Below are 18,976 nucleotides of genomic sequence, written 5' to 3'. Positions count from 1 at the left end.
TATCGCTCGCTTGATGAGAGAGAATAACATATTCTCCCGTACCAAGAAAAAGTTCAAGGCAACCACAAATTCTAAACATAACTATCCTGTTGCTGCAAATCTATTAAATCAAGATTTTCAAGCTACTGCTTCTAATCAGAAATGGGTAGCTGATATAACATATATTCCAACAAAAGAAGGATGGCTCTACCTAGCTGCAGTCCTAGATCTTTACAATAAAAAAATCGTTGGATGGGCAATGGATTCTACTATGACACAGCAACTTGTTGCAAAAGCCCTTAAGCAAGCAATTTCAAGAGAAAAGCCATTACCAGGATTGATTCACCATTCAGATAGGGGTTGTCAGTATGCCAGTCGTGACTACCAAAAGTTACTTAAAAAGTATGGCATTATAGCAAGCATGAGCCGTAAAGGAAACTGTTATGATAATGCTTGCATGGAATCTTTTTTCGGCAGTCTAAAGATGGAACTTGTGTACTTTAATAGTTTTAGAACTAGATCAGAAGCAAGACAATCTGTTTTTGAGTATATTGAAATATTTTATAACCGAAAAAGGCTACATTCTGCTCTTGGATATAAAACCCCGATATCCTATGAAAATGAAAGAAAACTAGCCGTATAGCGTGTCTATTTTATCGGGGAAAGGTCACATGTAACCCATTAACTGCATTTTTAGTCTTTTATTCTTTCAGTTAATTGATAGTTAGCTATGAATATTCTTTGCTTCAGGATATATGTTCAAAAACTCTTTATTTGCCAATTCAAGCCTTTCTTGAAATTTACGATAGGAACTACTTAAAATTTTTAGATTAGCAATAAAAATATCGTAATAACCAATGCTGTTTTGAAACACAATCAGTTTTTGCTGCATTTTATATGCCGTGCTTGATTTAAATTCTTCTGAGTTACGGTACGCTAAATATTGTTCTATCGTATCTGAATTTTCATTAATAAAACTACCGAAATCTCCCATGAACATATTAGAAAATCCATCTATTTTTTCCAAATCTACTTCGGCTAAAGCGTTTGTTAGAAATTGTTCTAATTCTTCTGGAAATTCAACAGTATCAAGGAATTTAACAATTTTGGAGTAAGCTATTTCTTTTTCATGGCTATCTATTTTTTCATTCAAAAATTTGCCGAAATGCAAGTTAAGATACATTCCATAGGTCCCAGGGAATACTTGAATTAACTTATCTTTAATAATTATATGTTCGTCTAATTTATGACTTATTATATTGCTTGTTTCTTCAATATTATAGCCACTTTTTAATAAATAGTTTAAGCAATCATACTGTGCTTTCATTTTCTCCATTTGAAGTTCTTTTTTAACCTTATAATCAGATAGTGCTTTAAGCTTATTATCGCTTGAAATGATAATTTTAATATCTTGAATACTCACATTAAGTTTTCTCAACATAGCAATTTCCTTTAATAGAAGCACGTCATTTCTGTCATAGTAACGATAATTATTATTATTGATTTTGGGGTTAATCAATCCTTGTTTTTCATAATATTCAACTGCCTTTTTTGTTACATCACATTCTTTACAAATTTCATGTATTAACATCTTCATCACCTCACCATCAATTATAAACAAATCCCCAAGGTGATAGTCAATAGGCTTTAATGAACATAGTGTAGATCATCTTAAATCATGTTATTGATGTAGAGTAAATAAACAACCTATTTCAAAAAAATACAAACAATGAGCTTGGAGAAAATAAAGAGGTAAATATATGATTAGCAATTCCAATAAACCAAGGAGGTGATGCCCTATGACAAAGAGCAGAGAACCTAATAGATTAGTAAAAGAGAAGTCTCCCTATTTACTACAGCATGCATTCAATCCAGTGGATTGGTATGCTTGGGGAGAGGAAGCTTTTAAGAAGGCGAACGCTGAAGATAAATCTATCTTCCTATCTATTGAGTATAGCTGACTTGTGTCAAACGGAGAACTTGTCATTGGTGTCATGTAACCCATTAACTGCAATTTTTATTAAAAAGTAACCCTCTCGTAGTAATGCTTTGAGAAGGTTTTTCAATGATACGGATAAATTATAAAAAGATAATATTTCATTATTACATAGTTGTAGAAAATGGCGATAATTTAAGAAAAGAAAAAGCAAGTTACAAGCTGATTGTGTCCACAAAATAAAAGGTCCCATATTCATTAATATGGAACCATAATGTTTAGTATTTAACCTGTTAAATAATTCTCTCAGAATCCTTACTTCCTCTTAAGCTTAATTGGGGTTAATAAATCAAGTTGTTTGTCATTCTCGTCAATATCATCGGAAATAAAACTAATGTAATCTATGCATTCTTCAAGGCATATTCGATCAGCATCAGGATTCCAATCCATTTCATACTTTCGACTATTCATAACCCAATCTGAAAGTTGTCTCCACCGTTCGCCAATTATAGTCATTTGAGTAGATAGCGAAGCATAAAGACCACCAGCAAATTCTTTTCTGTAGAATGGTTCCGGTACAGCAAAATCTTCTGGTACGACTACCCACATCTCATAGCCATAAACCGGACTGTCTTTCTGAGGGTCTGGGTTATTGAAGCCGAAGTGCCTGAATCCATATTTCTCATGAAGAGAGTTTTCAAATATTAGTTTATTTACTACTGCACTACAATCATTTTCAGGAGTTGTACTTTCTGCCCTAAAGCATGCAAATATCATTCTAGGCAATTTCACAATCCTCACGTTTCCGATTTTGTTGTAACTTGAATTTTCCGACATAAAATTATTCCTTTCTGAGAGCGTTATTTGGAGTGCATTTTTCAATTCTAATATTGCAGTGTTATCAGGTATATCAAGATATTCAAATATCTCAGATATACTATTATGATACTTAACGGCTTCAATTAGACGCTCCAATACGATACTCAATGCATTTAACTCTTCAACTTCATGTCTGGTATCTTCTAAATGCCTACATAAAGCACTGACAACACATGAAAGCTCATTTGATACAAATATTCGTTGAATGTCCCGTATCGGAAGTCTGAGCTTACGAAGCACCATAATTTGATTTATTCTAGTGATGTTTTCATCATCATAGAAGCGATACCCGTTATCCAGACGTATGCTTGCAAGTATTCCCACTTCTTCCCAATACCTGAGTGTTCTATTTGATATGTTGTACCTTACGGCAACCTCACCGATTTTAATCATTATGCACTTCCTCCTCTCAGAAAAAGTCTACAACTTTCCGCAACGTAAAGGTCAATATGTTTTTTATAATTTTTTCAATTAATAAATATTACGAAGAGAATAATTATTACTATTAAATTCTACAACACTTTATACCGGTATAAAAGAATAATACCGATAAATGTTGTAAATGCTAAAAAACATAATCAAAGCAAGGAGGTGATGTCCTATGACTAACAGCAGAGAACCCAATAGATTAATCCATGAGAAATCACCATGTTTATTGCAACATGCTTATAATCCTGTAGAGTGCTACTCATGGGGGAGTGAAGCTTTTGAAAAAGCAAAACAAGAAGATAAACCTATCTTCTTATCTATTGGGTATAGCTAACTTGGGTCTAGCGAAGAACTTGTCACTGATGGCAAACCGGTTACTAGAACCAAATAAAAAGCAAGGCTTTTCACCTTGCTTATGCTTAATTTGTTGACTCCGCGTCCTCGATGCTATTATCTTATTCTATTTTTAATAATATTTAGCGGGCAACAGTAAATACAAAATTGTGCCGAATAAAATGATTTGTGTGCTTTTAGTTTTTATCTCTTATGAACAGGAATCCAAACTTCACTATAAGCGAAGTCTTTTTTATTTTTATCCATTTTAGTAAAAGAAAAAGCAGGGGCATTGATTACTTCATAATCTGAAGAAAGAAGCCATTCTGAATATATTTTTGCCATTGTATCTTGTAACGTATAAGGAAATGGTCCTTCGTTTGGAAATATAGCCCAAGTATAGGCTTTGACCGGCACTTTTTCTAAGAGATCACTTACTTGATTTTCAGTTGTTAAAACGCCTATAAGATGAGTTAAATATCCTTCCTCTTTTAAGAAATTAGCGTCAGCCTCATAAGAAGCATTGACAATTTCATAAGGTTCAATATTTTGAAGAGAATGCATTTCTTCTTTTTGTTCATCCGTTATGCTTTGTGCAAGCTTTACAATCTCGTTATTAACACCTTCAAATTGCATAGGGACACGTTTGCTTACACCGACTAAATTAAATGCTGGTTTATCTTCAATTCTAAATTCCATAGTGATTCCTCCTTTGACGGTTATTATGAATGAAAGTTTGGGAAAAGATTTACTTATGCCTTTTTTTATTACATCCGAGGGTAAAAATCCGCTCCACTTTTTAAATGCTCGGGTAAAGCCGTCCATTGACTGATAACCATATTTCAAAGCTACATCCGTTACTTTTTCTCCATTTAGCAAATCCATACTTGCTTCCGACAATTTTCTGTTTTTGATATATTCATTAAGCGTCAACCCTGAAAGATAAAAAAATATCTTTCTAAAGTGAAAGTCTGAAACCCCAGCATATTCAGAGATTTTTTCAAGAGAAATTTCATCGGTTAAATGATCTTCAATATAGTCAATCACATGATTTAATTCGTTTAACATTATCTCCCTCCTCTCATATCTACATAATACCAAAGGTAATCTTACGGTGCTCGACTTTTTCAACACAAAAAATATCGAATCGTTATATAAAAAGAAATAGTATTAGATATTCCCTTTTTATTTTTCCAAAATTAAATTTTATCATAAAAACTTTTATTAGTGCATAAAGGATACGCTTTATCGTTACCTCCAAAAGTTAAATTTAGTGTCTAACTCTTGGGGTATACTTCAATGTTGATATTTTGGATATTCGCCTTGAAGGTCAAAAATTATTCTGTTAAGTATTTGTGCATTGTATTATTAAAAGTTTGGGTATTTTAAGGCGTACGAGGGGATAATAAAAAGAATAAATTAGAAGATTGGAGGTGGTGCTATGACAACAAATAATAAAATACCCAATAGATTAGCAAAAGAGAAGTCACCATACCTACTGCAACATGCTTACAATCCAGTGAACTGGTTTGGTTGGGGAGAGGAGGCTTTTAAAAAGGCGAAGGATGAAAACAAACCCATCTTTCTCTCTATTGGGTATAGCTGAATTTCTTGTTAATTACGCACTTGCCATTGGTGTCATGTCATGGAGAGGGAAAGTTTTGAGGATCATGATGTGGCAGAGGTGCTAAATAAATATTTTGTTTCTATCAAAGTAGACCGAGAAGAACGGCCAGATATTGATCATATTTATATGAGTTTTTGTCAAGCCATGACTGGCCATGGGGGCTGGCCTCTAACCGTCATATTGACACCCGAGAAAAAGCCATTCTTTGCTGGAACCTATTTTCCAAAGAAGAGTAAATATGGACAACCCGGTCTAATAGATATTTTGAATCGCATACAAGATGCTTGGGAAAATCGAAAGGATGAATTGGAGCAGTCGAGCAGAGAAATCATTGATGCTGTAAAAACTTCAGTGTTAGATAGCAATAAGGACGAATTAGAAAAGGAAATCATTTATACTACTTACAGCGATTTAAAACATTTCTTTGACCCTGTATATGGAGGCTTTGGAAAGGCCCCTAAATTTCCGACACCCCATAACCTTTCTTTCTTGTTAAGGTATTATGCAGCAACAGGGCAAGAGGACGCTTTACGAATTGTGGAAAAGACCTTGGATGGGATGTATGCAGGGGGAATATTTGACCATGTGGGCTTTGGATTCTCTAGATACTCCACGGATAAAGAGTGGTTGGTCCCCCATTTCGAGAAGATGCTCTATGACAATGCCCTGTTAATCATTGCTTATGTGGAAGCATTCCAAGTCACTGGGAATTATCGTTACGCTGAGATCGCAGAGAAAGTATTGACCTATATCCTTCGAGATATGAGCCCTGTGGAAGGAGGCTTCTATTCAGCGGAAGATGCCGATTCAGAAGGGGAAGAAGGGAAGTTCTATGTATTCAGTGTGGATGAAGTAAACGAAGTGCTGGGAAAAGAAGATGCAGCAGTATATAGCCAATACTACGACATTAAAACGGGTGGAAATTTTGAAGGAAAGAGTATTCCAAACTTGATTGGTATAGATTTAGGAAAGATCGAAAATGATCCATCCTTGAAGGAAAAACTAAGCCTGTGCAGGGAAAAGCTCTACCACTATCGAGAGCAGAGAATTCATCCCTTTAAGGATGATAAAACCCTGACTTCTTGGAATGGCTTGATGATTGCTGCAACTGCGTATGCCGGAAGGGTATTTGATAACATTGCTTATATCCATGCCGCGAAAAAAACAGCGGGTTTTATCATGCAAAGGCTAGTAAGAGAGGACGGCAGGCTACTGGCCAGATATAGGGCTGGAGAAGCAGCCTATCCAGCCTATATTGATGACTATGCATTTTTGATCTGGGGATTGATAGAGCTATATGAAACAACCTATGAGACAGTGTATCTGAAGAAAGCCATAGACTTGACCAATGATATGATCAATCTGTTCTGGGACGAGAAGGATGGTGGCTTCTTTATATATGGAAGCGATAGTGAATCACTGATCGTAAGGCCGAAGGAAGTATATGATGGGGCAACCCCTTCTGGAAACTCCGTTGCAACCCTATGTATGCTGCGTTTGGCGAGAATGACTGGAAATAAAGAGTTTGAAAAAAAGGCCATGTCCCAGTTTCACACCTTTGGCGGCAATGTGAAGGATAATCCCAATTCATTTACCCATTTTATGATGGCCTATCTGTTTGCCAATATGCCTACAAAAGAGATTGTTATAGCAGGTGAAAGGGGGAAGGAAGATACCCAACGGATGCTGGCGGAATTAGAGCAGCGATTTTTACCTTTTGCTGTGGTTATTTACAACGATGGAGATCCAAGGCTGCAGGAGTTGGTGCCCTTTGTAAAAAATCAAGGAATGGTTGGGAATATTGCTACTGCCTATGTATGTGAAAACTTTGCTTGTAATATTCCTACTTCTGATATCGAACAATTCATTCAGCTGCTATCTGCTAATAATCAGTTAAAATAAAGAAGCTTCCTATTCTTATTTTTAAAAGCATATAGATGAGCAAGGGCAAAGTGACGAATTGAATAGAACAATAATATGAGGGCAGCGTTTAAATCAGCCCTCATATTATTGAGGACATATTGACAATCATCTATATATAATAGATAATATAGATGGCTATCAATATATAATTAGGAGATGGTTCGTGATGAAAGAAGAGATAGAGATTTTCAAAGCCCTATCCGATGAAAATCGCTTAAAGATCCTGGAGATGCTATCTTGTGGTGAATTATGTGCTTGTGATATTCAAGATGGTTTAAATCTCACCCAACCCACAATTTCCCATCACATGAAGGTGCTGCAGAAAGTGGGTTTAATCAATGCAGATAAAAGAGGGAAGTGGGCATTTTATTCGATTAAGCAAGATCAAGTAGATAGGATATGTGGCTTTATAAAAAAGATTACAACTCCATCTAATGATTGCATTTGTAATGCTTTCTCATGTAACTGCGAGAGCTCAGGATGTATAGAAGAATAGATAAAAATAGAACTAAATGTTTTTGGTGTAAAGCCCGAAGGTTGTAGCTGAGTTCTAGGTGATAGTTGGGAGCCAGCTAGGACAATATTAGATAATGTAAGGTATATTCCTTATGATCATGAGAAAGTTGCAAGAGAGCTCATTGAAGCTGAGCTGCCGGAAAGATTTGCAGATAATCTGAGAGGACTTTTATAAGAAGAAGGTGAAATCATGAAAAACATCCGAACAATGATTGGCGGCGGAATTGCAGGTATTTTTGTCATGAGCGTATGGGGGAAGTTTGCCGATAGTTACGGCATTGCAGGTGGTTGGATCGCAGCGCTTATTATCATAGGCACCATGTGGTTTTTGAATCATCACATTGGTATACTCCATAATCCTGAGGAGGGCGCATGGGTAGATATGGCCTTAGCCATAGGGGTGTGTGGTACGTTAAGACCTGTATTCTCAGCAGGCTCCATAACGCCTCTCATCGATTCAATTCCTACCCTCATTGTTGTGATCCTTGGTGGTTTAGCTGGCGGAATTACAGCAGCGATGATACAAAAAGATATAGCTAAGGAGAAAGAACGCAAAAGAGCATCGTGAATAGATTTGGAAGGGAGCAGTCGATATGACAGTAGGGCTAATGATCTCAACTTTTGTAGGTGCATTCATTTTTCCTTTTTTAGTTAGCCTATGTTGGGGGAAGATGGTGGAAACATGGGGTGCCATCGGTGGATGGATGGCAGCAGGTTTTATAGTGGGGACTACCTGGGCATTGAATCATGGCTTAGGAATGATTTACCAGAGTGGAGAAGCCTGGGTGGATATGGCTTGGGCCGCAGGTGTAGGCTTGCTGGCTGGGGCCAAATATTCTGGTGCAAGCTTAAGAAAAGCTATGCCAACCGTTATTTCTTCCATTCTAGGTGGTGCAATAGGCGCATACGTGTTATCAACCTTTTTATAAAATTCACAAAACATAATAGGGAGGCATTCACATGAAAAAGAAAGTTGCATTTGTATGTATTCATAACTCATGTCGTTCACAGATGGCAGAGGGATGGGCCAAGCATTTAGGATCAGATGTTTTAGAGATATATTCAGCAGGTACAGAAGAATACCATGAAGTAAAACCGTTAGCAGTTCAGGTAATGGAAGAAGCCGGTGTAGATATGAGCGGCCATTATCCGAAGCTATTGACGGATATTCCAGAAGAAATTGATATATTGGTTACCATGGGATGCGGTGTGGTTTGTCCCTTTGTTCCATGTAAGCACGAAGAAGATTGGGGTTTGACAGATCCATCTGGTGGACCTATTGAAGGGTTTAGAGAAACGAGAGATATCATCAAAGAAAAAGTTGAAAACTTAATAGAGAGAGTAAAAAAGGGAGAATTATAAAATAAATGAGAGAATTCTATATGGAATTCTCTCATTTATTTTTGGCTATTGGAAATAATATAGCTGGTGTTAAGATATTTCTTTATGGCAGAACGAGCAGATAAATACATAAGAGGGTATCTATTTTAAATCAAAAAAAGTTGATTTAATACTTTACAGATATGGAGATATGCATTATAATCAGATTAAATCAAAAAAAGTTGATAAAGGGTGATTAGGAAATGAATAGAAAGAATATTGAACATTCTACTTATGATAAGTTTAGTGAGTATGAAATGAAATTTAAAGCCCTTGGTGATAAAAAAAGGCTAGAAGTTTTATATTTGCTATGTCAACATGGCAAGGTCTGTGTCTGTGACTTGTGCGATATGCTTGAGATGCCACAATCAAAATTGTCCTACCATTTAAAGATATTGCTAGAGGCAAATTTAATCCAAAAAGAAACAAAAGGAACTTGGAGCTATTATGAAATTAACAAAGTGGAGGTCAGTGGTCTTTTATCAGAAAAACTATGTTGCATCTTTAGACCAGAGGATTGTTGCTAAATTTTTTTCGTCTATTAATCAATTTTTTTTGATTAATAGATTTGTTTAATAAATAATTGTGAAAGGATGGTCCATATGATGTTTATTCAAGATATTGTTAACACGGTTATTGGATATTTAAAGGCAGACTGGCTCATTTTATTGGTGGGTGTAGTCATAGCAGTAGGCATTAACGTATATATAGATGCTGACAAGTTGAGGAGAGGATTACAAAAAAATGCTAGACTATCTGTACCAGGCTCAGTGGCATTTGGAGCGTTAACGCCCCTATGCGCATGTGGAACGATGGCGGTATTGTTATCTATGTTTATCTCTTCACTTCCTTGGGGACCTGTAATGGCATTTTTGGTATCATCGCCCTTAACAAGCCCATCAGAATTTATGTTCGAGACAGCATTTTTTGGTTCAAGATTTGCCATAGCGGTACTAGTTTCCTCTATGGTTTTAGGGCTTGTGGCAGGGGGCTTGGCCCACTATCTAGAAGCAAAAACCGGCTTCTTCAATGAACAATTTAAGTTGGTAAGCATAAAGAAAGAGAGCTGCTGTGGTGGAGACAATGCAGAAGATTTAACAGCAGCAGCTTCATGCTGCTCACAAGAAAATAATAGAAGTGGAAAGGATGGTATCATAAGAAAGTATAAAATTGATCAATTTGTAAAGGGGCTATATGGTATTGGTTTAAAGAAAATATCATTTGCGTTTATCGTATTCATTGCTATTGGAAGAGTAGTAGAAAGGATGATCCCAAAGGAATGGATTTTAGCCTTGTTTAGCGGAGATAAGAGTTATTCCATACCTCTTGGGGCGACAGTAGGGTTGCCACTATATGTCTCAGGATCAGCAGCGCTGCCATTAATGAAATCATTCATGAATTCAGGTGCCAGCGAGGCAGCTATTCTTGCTTTCTTAATCACAGGGAAAGCAACGGGTGTCCCTGTCATAGCGGGTATGTCAACAATTCTAAAGAAGAGAGCGATACTTTTTTATGTAGGATTTGTTTATATAGGCGGTATAGCAGCTGGATATTTATATCGACTGATGGTAAATCTATAGAATCATCGGAAGGACGACGCTGTCCGCCCGTTGGTACTTAAAAAATCAAAAAGATAAGCCACTTGTATTTTGTCGTTACAAGAGGCTTATCTTATGTTGTCAGAACATAAAGAAATTCTATTTAGAAGACTATTAGAATTGCTGTATAACTTCTACTACTTCCTCTACCGTAGGAATCTTTCCAGAAATCTTTACCACACCATTGATCATTAGGGCTGGTGGATTCATAACCCCATGCTTCACGATGGAGGGGATGTCTCCGATGATTTCAAAATCATCCTCCATTCCTAGTCTTGTCAGTGCCGCATCGACGATGGGCGCTACTTTACTGCCAGCTCAACAAACCTGTTCTAGAATTTTAATTTCCATGGTTACTGCCTCCTATTTGCTTAAAATTTCTTTTACTTCTTCCTTGGATGGTACCCGGCCAGAGACCTTTACAACCCCATTTACAACCAATCCAGGGGTTTTCATGACGCCGAAGGATACAATTTCTTTGAAATCCGATATTTTTTCTACCTCAGCCTGGATACCTAACTCCTTGATTATCTCATTAACGTATCCATATAGTGTCGTGCAGTTCTTACATCCGGGTCCTAATACTTTGATATTCATCACCATGCCTCCATTTCATTATAAAACAATGTTAAATAAGTAGCCTACAAAAATGATAGAAATTCCAGTGATTGCCACAAAGATTCCTATGAGCTTTGGCTTCATTACTTGCTTTAGTAAGATCATTTCAGGTAAGGATAAGGCCACTGTGGCCATCATAAAGGATAAGGCTGTACCCACACCAACACCTTTATTTATCAATGCTTCAATAATTGGGATCATCCCGACGGCATTATTATATAGGGGAATCCCCAATAAGACACCTACAAATACAGCAAAGGGGTTGTTGGGACCTGCATATTTCACCAGAAAATCCTCAGGGGCATAACCGTGGATGACGGCACCAATGCCTATACCAAGGATGACATAGATCCATACCCTTTTTACAATATCTTTTACAGCATTGGCAGCGAATTCTGCTCTTTTCTTGGCATCCATTTCTTCCACAACAGATTCCCCCATATGAAGCTGGTACACATACTCTTCTACAAGGTGAGTTAGATTTAGTTTTTCAATGACCATGCCCGATACAATACCGATGAGCATGCCTGCTGCAGTATAAAGGATGGCTATTTTAAGTCCGAAGCTGATAAATAAAAAACCCAAAGCGATTTCATTGACGATGGGGGAGGTTACCAAAAAAGTAAATGTTACACCCAGTGGAATACCCGATTCCACAAAGCCTATAAAAATAGGCACTGTTGAACACGATCAGAAGGGGGAAAGCACACCGAGAATGGATGCCATAAAGTGAGCACCCAATCCACCAAACTTCCCAAGGATCTGTTTGACCCTTTCCGGAGGAAAGTAGCTCCTTACAAAAGAAATAGAAAAAATCATAATGCTTAGCAGAAGAATGATTTTCAAAGTATCATAGATAAAAAAATCTATGCTGTCTCCCAGCCTTGAATGTAAATCTAGTTTAAGAACTTTTTCCACGATAAAATCAGCAAAGGCTTTTAACAATTAGTTTCCCTCCTTTCTTAATTGGTTTTGTGTTTCTTCCAATTGGGCTATGAGAATTTTTCTGCTAATATCTAATATTTGAAACACCTCGGGTGACTTGACGCTATACATGACCTTTAGACCATCTTTACGGCTGCTCAAAATGCCTTGGTCCTTTAATATTTTAAGGTGCTGAGACACATTAGACTGCTCTAGCTCTAAATCTTCATAGATATGGCAAACACATAACTCATCTTTGTCTTTCAAAATATCCAAAATCTGAAGGCGGGTAGGATGGGCCAAAGCCTTCAGAAGAGAAGAAGAAAGTTCAAAAAATATTGTGGACAATGGGAACACCTCCTAACTACATTAGAAAATTCTAATATGATTATATTCTTATGTTGATAAAGTTGCAACTATTTCCCATATAAATAATTAAATTTTGGATAAATTTAGAAAAAACTTTACACCCCCTATGCAGGGGGGTATAATTGTTGTATGATCAATATACGTTCATACAAATTAAGGAAATGTATATTTTGAAGGAAGGTGTGAATCGATGAATAACTTTTGGATGTATTTAGTGACCATTGTTTTACTACTTATTTCAGCTATGAAAGACAAGAAGAAAACAAAACAAGCCCTTATGAAAGCATGGAAGACTTTTGAGAACATCTTGCCTGAACTTCTAGGTATTATTATGCTGGTGGGTTTAGTGCTTGCCATTGTGAATCCTGAGGTGGTATCTAAGGTAATCGGCTCCGAGTCTGGCTGGTTTGGTGTGATTTTATCAGCTGTCATAGGAGCAATCACATTGATTCCAGGCTTTGTAGCTTTTCCCACTGCTGCTCTCCTGCTGCAAAACGGTGCGGGGTATATGCAAATAGCAGCCTTCGTTTCTACTTTAATGATGGTAGGCGTAATTACTGCTCCAGTAGAGATGAAGTATTTTGGCAAGAAACTTACCGTGTTAAGAAACACAATAGCCTTTGTTTTTTCATTTGTTGTGGCCTACATCATAGGAAGGGTGGTGGGTTAAATTGAAAATGATGAAGAAGTATAGATTTTTCATGCTTACTGCGTTGGTTTTGGCGGGTGTGATCCTACTGAACAGGCAGTTGGGGATTAAAGCACTGGGCATTGTTGGCTTTAGCTTTAAGGAAATGTTGATGGTTATTCCACCTATTTTCATACTTCTAGGTTTGTTAGATATTTGGGTGCCCAAAGAAACCATGGTAAGGTATATGGGGGAGGACTCTGGATGGCTAGGGGTTATATTGGCTATACTATTGGGTTCTGCAGCGGCAGGACCCCTATATGGTGCATTTCCCATCGCTGCAGTTTTTATGAAGAAGGGTGTTCGTTTTACTAATGTTTTAATTTTTATTGGTGCATGGTCAACCACAAAAATACCAATGTTTTTATTTGAAATGGCTTCATTAGGAACTTCCTTTGCCCTAATTAGATTGGCGATCGACATTCCTGGAATCATTTTCATTGCCTATATCCTTAATTTTTTTGTATCAAAGGCAGAAATTGAGGATATATATAAAAAAGCTGAGTCCCTATGATAAAGGAAAGTGAGAGGATTAGAAAAATCAATAAAAAATCAGTAAGCCAAGGCTTACTGATTTTATTTTGAAATACCTTTATTGTTTTTGATATCCTCGCTTAGGACTTCATTCATGCTACCGGTGCGGTAGCCTAGAATATCTAAGGTCACATATGTAAATCCGATTTCTTTCAGTTTAGTGCCTATTTGATCCATCACCTTGATATCGAAAAATTTCTCCCTTTCAGTGGATGCCACTTCGATTCGAGCAATCTGGTCGTGATGTCTTACGCGAATTTGCCGAAAACCAAGATCTAATAGATACTGCTCTGCTAGATCCACCATCTTTAGTTTTTCTGGTGTAATCTCTTGACCATAGGGAAATCTGGAAGAAAGACATGCAAAGGCTGGCTTATTCCAGGTTGGCAACTCCATGTCCTTAGAAAGAACGCGTATATCATCTTTTGTAAGACCCATTTCTCTCAAGGGACTTACTACATGTAATTCCTTGGCTGCATGCATACCTGGTCGAAAATCACCCAGGTCATCATAATTGGAGCCATCTAAAACATGAAGCATATGGTGTTCATTGGCTACATCTCTGACCTTTGAAAAGAGTTCATGCTTGCAAAAATAGCATCTGTTGGTAGGATTCTTGGAAAAGCCTTCGATTTCCAATTCTTCAGAAACGATGACAATGTGTTTTACACCCATATCCTTCGCGTACTGTTTCGCTTCGTTTAATTCCCTCTCAGGATAGGTCGATGATCTTGCAGTAACGGCGATGACCTGATCGCCTAAAACTTCGTGGGCAACCTTAAGCAAAAATGTGCTGTCCACACCGCCGGAAAAAGCAATTACTGCACTTTTTAGATTTCTTAAGAATTCTTTTAACTTGATAAGTTTCTCCTGTGGGTTCATTTTTGGCCTCCTAAGATATATTTAAAAGACAAGCTTCCATCACATTATTATACTAAAGCAAATTTTATACTAGGTTGCTATGGATGTCAATAAATACTATACTTATGATTATGGGGAAGTCTAGATTATGAAAAGATAATGCAATCTAGAAAATACAAAAGGAGGATCTACATGAAGAAGATTATCGTTTATGGAAGCCATATGTGAGCAGAGTGTCCAGAGGTGAAAGAGTTTCTTTCAGAAGAAGGCGTTAAATTTGGATATTTTGACATAAGCTTAGATTTTGGTGCACTGAAGAGATTTTTGAAGATCAGGGATACTCATTCTATCTATGAACCAGTAAAAGCACAGGGCTGGGTAGGGATACCTACTATTATCATCGATGATGAAATTATCATTGGATTGGATCGAGAGGAATTAAAGAAAAAGATAAGATAGAATTTTGATTGGATAGCAATGTACAGAATAAGGTAGGGAGCCAGATGGCTCCCTATCTTATTTGATTCATATTCATTCGATCATCTTACGAAATCCTTCTGACAGCAAGTCAGCCAAGAATACCAGCAGTAGATAACAGATTAAGATTAAGGTGATTTCCGAATAGTTAAACCAGCTCATACTCAACTTAAAGTGAAGTCCTAAACCACCTGCACCTACAAAGCCTACAACGATGGTAGTACGAATGATGACCTCCCAACGATATAATATGAAGGTAATGAATTTGGGCATTACTGTTGGAATTACACCGTACATGAGGATTTGGCCCGTATTGGCACCGCTGGAGGCCAAATTACGAATTGGTCTTAAATCCAAATCCTCTATCACTTCAGCACATAGCTTTCCCAGTATACCGAAGTTGTGCAAAGCCAGGGCCAATGCGCCAGGCAAAATACCAGGCTTGAAAATAAAGATAATAATCATGGCCCAGACTAGCTCAGGCACAGCCCTTGAAAATATATATAGGAAACGTATAAAAACAAATAATATTTGACTGTACCACTTTTTGGTCAGTGTTAATGTACCATTGGCGGCATTTCTAGCCGCTGGTATCACCGTGAGAAGCATACCAATGGCAGAAAAACCAATGGCTAGAAGACTCATTTGTAGGGTTTCGTAGGTAAGCATAAATGCATTCTTCCAATGCTCTCCACTGGCGAAGGCAGGGTTTTCTTCACCGATTCCCACCATACTTTTCAAAAACTTCTTGGCATGAAAAGCATTTTTTTCAGAGATTAGCTTAGATAAATCAGCCTGATCCACGTAGAAGATGAATATCCAGGAAGCGATGATGAGGATACATGCAAAGAGTAGAGAGAAATCAGCAAAATTCAATTGTCTTTGATGTGTAAAATCTTGATTTTTTTTCATGCTAGCAACCTCTTTCGAAGCAAATTGCTCCAACCATCCACCAATAGAACCAATCCTATCAAAAAGAACATGTAGGTCCAAACTTTACTATAGTCCAAATCTGCCAATGCCAATTGGATTTGATAACCTAGGCCTCCTAAACCCACAAAACTCATGATGGTTGAGGATCGGATAGCACATTCAAATCGATACATGACATAACTGATCATGTCCACTTTAGTCATAGGAAGATAACCATAGCATAATAGCTGAAGACGTGAAGCCCCCGACGCTTTTAGGGCTTTGATGGGTTCCTCCGGAGCATCATTTAGTATGTCTGCAAAAATACGACCTAGGGTTCCGCCATAAGGGATCGCTAATGCAAATATTGCTGCAAAAGGAGATAAGCCCAAGGCAGCTACAAATAACCAAGCCCATATCAGTTCATGGATGGCTCGCATGAAGCCCAGCAAGCTCCTAAAAACACTTTTTGATAACAAGCGAGGAAATGGATTTGAACACAAGACACCTGATGCTAAGATTCCAAAAACGAAGGCAATGATGATTGCCAATGACATACCTGCTGCAGCATAAGCCATTGTTCTCCAGGATGAAATGAAGGCTAGTCCTAAGATTTCAGGAGAAAAATTTGGATGAAGAAAAGCCGTGAAAATTTGTATGATTGTAGCTTTTCCGCCGGGATGGAGGACCTCAGCTCCCCAGGGAACAGAAAAAAGGCTCCAGATAAAAACCAGAACCAAAAGCACTGTTAACATTGTCCGTTTATGAAATTGAAGGGAGTTTTTCCACCGCTGCATCTTATTCCAACTCCTTCAGATGATAAAGATCCAATAGCATTTGATCCGTTATTTCTTCCGATGGAGAATCGAAATAAATAGATCCCTCTCTCAACGCGATGATTCGCGTGAAATACTTTTTGGCGTATTCCACAGAGTGAAGGCTTGTAATAAGGGTTTGCTTTTCTTCTCTTACCAATTTGACGAGCATCGATAGAATGTCTTCTGCTCGGGCAGGGTCCAAGGAAGCTACTGGTTCATCGGCCAAAATAACTTCAGGATGCTGTACCAGCAATCTGGCAAGGGCTACACGCTGCTGTTCACCACCAGACAGATTGGAGGTCTTCTCGTAAACTTTATTGCGCAAACCGACCCTTTCTAAAGCAGCAAGGGCGAGATCTTTATCCTGGGGGAAAACTAAAGAAAAGAGGGACTTAAAGAACCCCCATTCCCCCAATCGTCCTGCCAAAACATTGTGGATTACAGGTGATTGTCCTACCAAGTCAAATTGCTGACGAATCACCCCGATTTTTTTTGCCAAAATTCTATTTGACGGATAATGCTGAATGGGCAGACCATCCACCTCAAAATTCCCTGTGTCCGAGGGGATGATGTTCGCCAAGATATTCAATAAGGTGGTTTTTCCTGTACCACTAGGACCGATCAAAGCGATGAGTTCACCCTTTTCCACAGTAAGAGAAAGGGAAGATAGTGCTATCTTCCGCTCATAGGTTTTTGACAAATTATTAGATTGCAGTATTGGTTTTGATGACATATATTCACCTACTATTTGATAATACCTAGTTGCTTTGCAACTGTTTCAATTGCGCCGTAATTTTCATTTTTGGTTTCGATAAATTTATCTGTTTGGAAGAACGTTAATACCTCTTCTTGACCACTACCCATGGAAAGCAATGCTTCTTTTATCTTTGCTTTTGTGCCTTCTCCAAAGGTTTCATCTACATTGTTGATAGTCCAGTTGTAATCATAGTATGCTGGTGTTGTATAGAATACCTTGACTTTGTTTAAGTCCACCTTGCCTTCATTCACAGACTTTTCCCAAACAGATATATTCAATGCGCCTGTTTCAAAGGCTCCAGACTCTACTAGTTTAATGGTTTTATCATGGGAACCAGAGAAGTTTGGTTGTCCATTGAAATCTTTCACAGGATCAATGCCTGTTTCCATTAGAAAATAGCGGGGCATTAAGTGTCCAGAAGTAGAGCTTTCACTGCCAAACGTAAAGGTTTTTCCTTTTAGATCTTCAAGTTTTGTCACATCTAAATCTTTTTGCGTAATAAACACAGACTGGAATTCTGCATCCCTCGGTCTTTGGGCAATAGCCTCTGCACCAGGAACTACATTTCTTGCTTGAACGCCAGTAAGTCCACCAAACCATACCAATTGCATTTCTTCTCTTTCGAATGCCGTTACAAGGGCTGCATAATCGACAGAAGGAACAAATTCAACTTGAAGACCTGTTTTTTCTGAAAGATACTTTGCAACGCCTTCCATATTTTTTTGTAATTCCGATGCATCTTGATCTGGAATGGCGCCTATTTTAAAAACTGGTTTTTCATCTTGAGTCGTTATTTGAGTATTTTCCGGTGCTTTCTGAGAACACGCTGTGAGTGAAGCGACCATGAGTAGTGCCAGTAAAATGGTTATGATTTTTTTCAATGAAAGTCCTCCTTTAAGTATAATACATAAGTTCATCTTTATCCATAAATGATTATATAGTATGTCCATAGAGATAGTAAAATAAGGTTTATCTATAGATTCTTTGATTTGTATAGAAAATAACTATAGATAGACCTACTTAAAAAATATTCTAATAATGTAAAAGATATAAAAGATTAAATAGCCTGTGGATTCCACAGGCTATTTATTATGGGTTTATATTATATATAGTTGTTTTCTTTTAATTTTGACTCAATTTGAGAAGATGAGACTTTTTTATCATCATAATCTACAGTAACGGTATTGGCAAATGAGTCAACTCTTACGGCTTTAATACCATTCATTTGGGCAATCGTATTGTGAATGGCTTCAGCTTGAGATTTTGCATCGCCTTTAAGTGTATATTTCTTAGCGTTCATCATATCACCTCCACATATAATAGTATCTGCTTTTCTAATGTAAAAATTGCTAGACAAATATTTACAATAGTTAAAAATAAAAATAATGGTAATTATTAAAACTTGAAAATTGTAGCTA

At 37.4% G+C, this 18,976-nt stretch carries 26 protein-coding genes and 1 pseudogene; 13 read left to right on the top strand and 14 right to left on the bottom strand.

The window, feature by feature from the left end; genetic code table 11:
• Positions 1-622: IS3 family transposase (locus HNQ80_RS11800; protein ID WP_184310855.1), on the top strand; the 622-nt coding region annotated here is incomplete at its 5' end.
• Positions 623-703: 81 nt separating this feature from the next.
• Here HNQ80_RS11800 and HNQ80_RS11795 read toward each other — a convergent pair.
• A complete protein-coding gene (locus tag HNQ80_RS11795; RefSeq protein WP_184310854.1) occupies positions 704-1,570 on the bottom strand; it encodes a MerR family transcriptional regulator in 867 nt (288 codons plus the stop codon).
• Between the two features lie 208 nt (positions 1,571-1,778).
• Here HNQ80_RS11795 and HNQ80_RS11790 point away from each other — a divergent pair, with 208 nt between their 5' ends.
• Positions 1,779-1,940 carry a DUF255 domain-containing protein gene (locus HNQ80_RS11790; RefSeq protein WP_184310853.1) on the top strand — a complete coding sequence of 54 codons (162 nt, stop codon included), beginning with the start codon at positions 1,779-1,781 and terminating at the stop codon, positions 1,938-1,940.
• Between the two features lie 290 nt (positions 1,941-2,230).
• Here the strand turns inward: HNQ80_RS11790 and HNQ80_RS11785 are convergent, their stop codons facing one another.
• On the bottom strand, positions 2,231-3,187 hold the full coding sequence (locus HNQ80_RS11785; protein ID WP_184310852.1) for a MerR family transcriptional regulator: 957 nt from the start codon (positions 3,185-3,187) through the stop codon (positions 2,231-2,233).
• Between the two features lie 208 nt (positions 3,188-3,395).
• On the opposite strand from HNQ80_RS11785, the gene HNQ80_RS11780 reads away from it, so the two are divergent.
• Entirely contained in the window at positions 3,396-3,557 is a 162-nt protein-coding gene (locus tag HNQ80_RS11780; RefSeq protein ID WP_184310851.1) for a DUF255 domain-containing protein, read from the top strand.
• A 203-nt stretch (positions 3,558-3,760) separates the two neighbouring features.
• Here HNQ80_RS11780 and HNQ80_RS11775 read toward each other — a convergent pair whose 3' ends face one another.
• Positions 3,761-4,624, bottom strand: a complete 864-nt coding sequence (locus tag HNQ80_RS11775; protein ID WP_184310850.1) for an AraC family transcriptional regulator — start codon at positions 4,622-4,624, stop codon at positions 3,761-3,763.
• A 373-nt stretch (positions 4,625-4,997) separates the two neighbouring features.
• On the opposite strand from HNQ80_RS11775, the pseudogene HNQ80_RS11765 reads away from it, so the two are divergent.
• The 7 genes and pseudogenes from HNQ80_RS11765 to HNQ80_RS11735 all read left to right on the top strand — a co-directional run bounded on the left by HNQ80_RS11765 (position 4,998) and on the right by HNQ80_RS11735 (position 10,582).
• Positions 4,998-7,085, top strand: a pseudogene (locus tag HNQ80_RS11765) (thioredoxin domain-containing protein).
• Positions 7,086-7,272: 187 nt separating this feature from the next.
• A complete protein-coding gene (locus HNQ80_RS11760; protein ID WP_184310847.1) occupies positions 7,273-7,602 on the top strand; it encodes an ArsR/SmtB family transcription factor in 330 nt (109 codons plus the stop codon).
• A 210-nt stretch (positions 7,603-7,812) separates the two neighbouring features.
• On the top strand, positions 7,813-8,190 hold the full coding sequence (locus HNQ80_RS11755; protein ID WP_184310846.1) for a Lin0368 family putative glycerol transporter subunit: 378 nt from the start codon (positions 7,813-7,815) through the stop codon (positions 8,188-8,190).
• A gap of 25 nt (positions 8,191-8,215) precedes the next feature.
• The gene (locus HNQ80_RS11750; RefSeq protein ID WP_184310845.1) at positions 8,216-8,551 is read left to right on the top strand and encodes a Lin0368 family putative glycerol transporter subunit; all 336 of its coding nucleotides are present in this window, start codon (positions 8,216-8,218) and stop codon (positions 8,549-8,551) included.
• A gap of 31 nt (positions 8,552-8,582) precedes the next feature.
• Complete coding sequence (locus HNQ80_RS11745) at positions 8,583-8,984, top strand: arsenate reductase ArsC (RefSeq protein WP_184310844.1); 402 nt, start codon at positions 8,583-8,585, stop codon at positions 8,982-8,984.
• Positions 8,985-9,205: 221 nt separating this feature from the next.
• Positions 9,206-9,529 carry an ArsR/SmtB family transcription factor gene (locus HNQ80_RS11740; protein ID WP_184310843.1) on the top strand — a complete coding sequence of 108 codons (324 nt, stop codon included), beginning with the start codon at positions 9,206-9,208 and terminating at the stop codon, positions 9,527-9,529.
• A gap of 75 nt (positions 9,530-9,604) precedes the next feature.
• Positions 9,605-10,582, top strand: a complete 978-nt coding sequence (locus tag HNQ80_RS11735; RefSeq protein WP_184310842.1) for a permease — start codon at positions 9,605-9,607, stop codon at positions 10,580-10,582.
• Between the two features lie 132 nt (positions 10,583-10,714).
• Here the strand turns inward: HNQ80_RS11735 and HNQ80_RS11730 are convergent, their stop codons facing one another.
• From HNQ80_RS11730 to HNQ80_RS11715, 5 genes are all read right to left on the bottom strand, one after another.
• Positions 10,715-10,897, bottom strand: coding sequence for a thioredoxin family protein (locus HNQ80_RS11730; protein WP_330602848.1), 183 nt, complete (start codon positions 10,895-10,897; stop codon positions 10,715-10,717).
• Between the two features lie 66 nt (positions 10,898-10,963).
• Entirely contained in the window at positions 10,964-11,197 is a 234-nt protein-coding gene (locus HNQ80_RS11725; protein ID WP_184310841.1) for a thioredoxin family protein, read from the bottom strand.
• Positions 11,198-11,215: 18 nt separating this feature from the next.
• Positions 11,216-11,896 (bottom strand): permease, encoded by a 681-nt coding sequence (locus tag HNQ80_RS11720; RefSeq protein WP_330602846.1) that lies wholly within the window; start codon positions 11,894-11,896, stop codon positions 11,216-11,218.
• Positions 11,897-11,908: 12 nt separating this feature from the next.
• Positions 11,909-12,163, bottom strand: coding sequence for a hypothetical protein (locus HNQ80_RS26465; RefSeq protein ID WP_330602845.1), 255 nt, complete (start codon positions 12,161-12,163; stop codon positions 11,909-11,911).
• A complete protein-coding gene (locus tag HNQ80_RS11715; RefSeq protein ID WP_184310840.1) occupies positions 12,164-12,490 on the bottom strand; it encodes an ArsR/SmtB family transcription factor in 327 nt (108 codons plus the stop codon).
• 211 nt (positions 12,491-12,701) lie between these two features.
• Here HNQ80_RS11715 and HNQ80_RS11710 point away from each other — a divergent pair, with 211 nt between their 5' ends.
• Both HNQ80_RS11710 and HNQ80_RS11705 read left to right on the top strand, forming a co-directional pair.
• On the top strand, positions 12,702-13,181 hold the full coding sequence (locus HNQ80_RS11710; protein ID WP_184310839.1) for a permease: 480 nt from the start codon (positions 12,702-12,704) through the stop codon (positions 13,179-13,181).
• Between the two features lie 10 nt (positions 13,182-13,191).
• Positions 13,192-13,713: a permease gene (locus tag HNQ80_RS11705; RefSeq protein WP_243183203.1), complete on the top strand. Its 522-nt coding sequence runs from the start codon at positions 13,192-13,194 to the stop codon at positions 13,711-13,713.
• A gap of 62 nt (positions 13,714-13,775) precedes the next feature.
• On the opposite strand, the gene larE is transcribed toward HNQ80_RS11705, so the two are convergent.
• A complete protein-coding gene (gene larE / locus HNQ80_RS11700; RefSeq protein WP_184310838.1) occupies positions 13,776-14,615 on the bottom strand; it encodes an ATP-dependent sacrificial sulfur transferase LarE in 840 nt (279 codons plus the stop codon).
• A gap of 222 nt (positions 14,616-14,837) precedes the next feature.
• Between larE and HNQ80_RS11695 the strand changes: the two genes are divergently transcribed.
• On the top strand, positions 14,838-15,053 hold the full coding sequence (locus HNQ80_RS11695; protein WP_184310837.1) for a hypothetical protein: 216 nt from the start codon (positions 14,838-14,840) through the stop codon (positions 15,051-15,053).
• Positions 15,054-15,125: 72 nt separating this feature from the next.
• On the opposite strand, the gene HNQ80_RS11690 is transcribed toward HNQ80_RS11695, so the two are convergent.
• The 5 genes from HNQ80_RS11690 to HNQ80_RS11670 form a co-directional block, all read right to left on the bottom strand.
• On the bottom strand, positions 15,126-15,983 hold the full coding sequence (locus HNQ80_RS11690) for a PhnE/PtxC family ABC transporter permease (RefSeq protein ID WP_184310836.1): 858 nt from the start codon (positions 15,981-15,983) through the stop codon (positions 15,126-15,128).
• Positions 15,980-16,780, bottom strand: coding sequence for a PhnE/PtxC family ABC transporter permease (locus tag HNQ80_RS11685; RefSeq protein ID WP_184310835.1), 801 nt, complete (start codon positions 16,778-16,780; stop codon positions 15,980-15,982). Before HNQ80_RS11685 ends, HNQ80_RS11690 begins: the two co-directional genes overlap by 4 nt.
• A 1-nt stretch (position 16,781) precedes the next feature.
• Positions 16,782-17,534 carry a phosphonate ABC transporter ATP-binding protein gene (locus tag HNQ80_RS11680; RefSeq protein ID WP_184310834.1) on the bottom strand — a complete coding sequence of 251 codons (753 nt, stop codon included), beginning with the start codon at positions 17,532-17,534 and terminating at the stop codon, positions 16,782-16,784.
• Positions 17,535-17,545: 11 nt separating this feature from the next.
• Positions 17,546-18,439, bottom strand: coding sequence for a putative selenate ABC transporter substrate-binding protein (locus HNQ80_RS11675; RefSeq protein WP_184310833.1), 894 nt, complete (start codon positions 18,437-18,439; stop codon positions 17,546-17,548).
• A gap of 221 nt (positions 18,440-18,660) precedes the next feature.
• On the bottom strand, positions 18,661-18,858 hold the full coding sequence (locus tag HNQ80_RS11670; protein WP_184310832.1) for a hypothetical protein: 198 nt from the start codon (positions 18,856-18,858) through the stop codon (positions 18,661-18,663).
• Positions 18,859-18,976: the final 118 nt, after the last annotated feature.

The sequence above is a fragment of the Anaerosolibacter carboniphilus genome, assembly GCF_014205875.1.
Classification (GTDB): domain Bacteria; phylum Bacillota; class Clostridia; order Peptostreptococcales; family Thermotaleaceae; genus Anaerosolibacter; species Anaerosolibacter carboniphilus.
The sequence above is the reverse complement of the archived record's forward strand: the minus strand, read 5'-3'. Positions and strand labels throughout refer to the sequence as shown.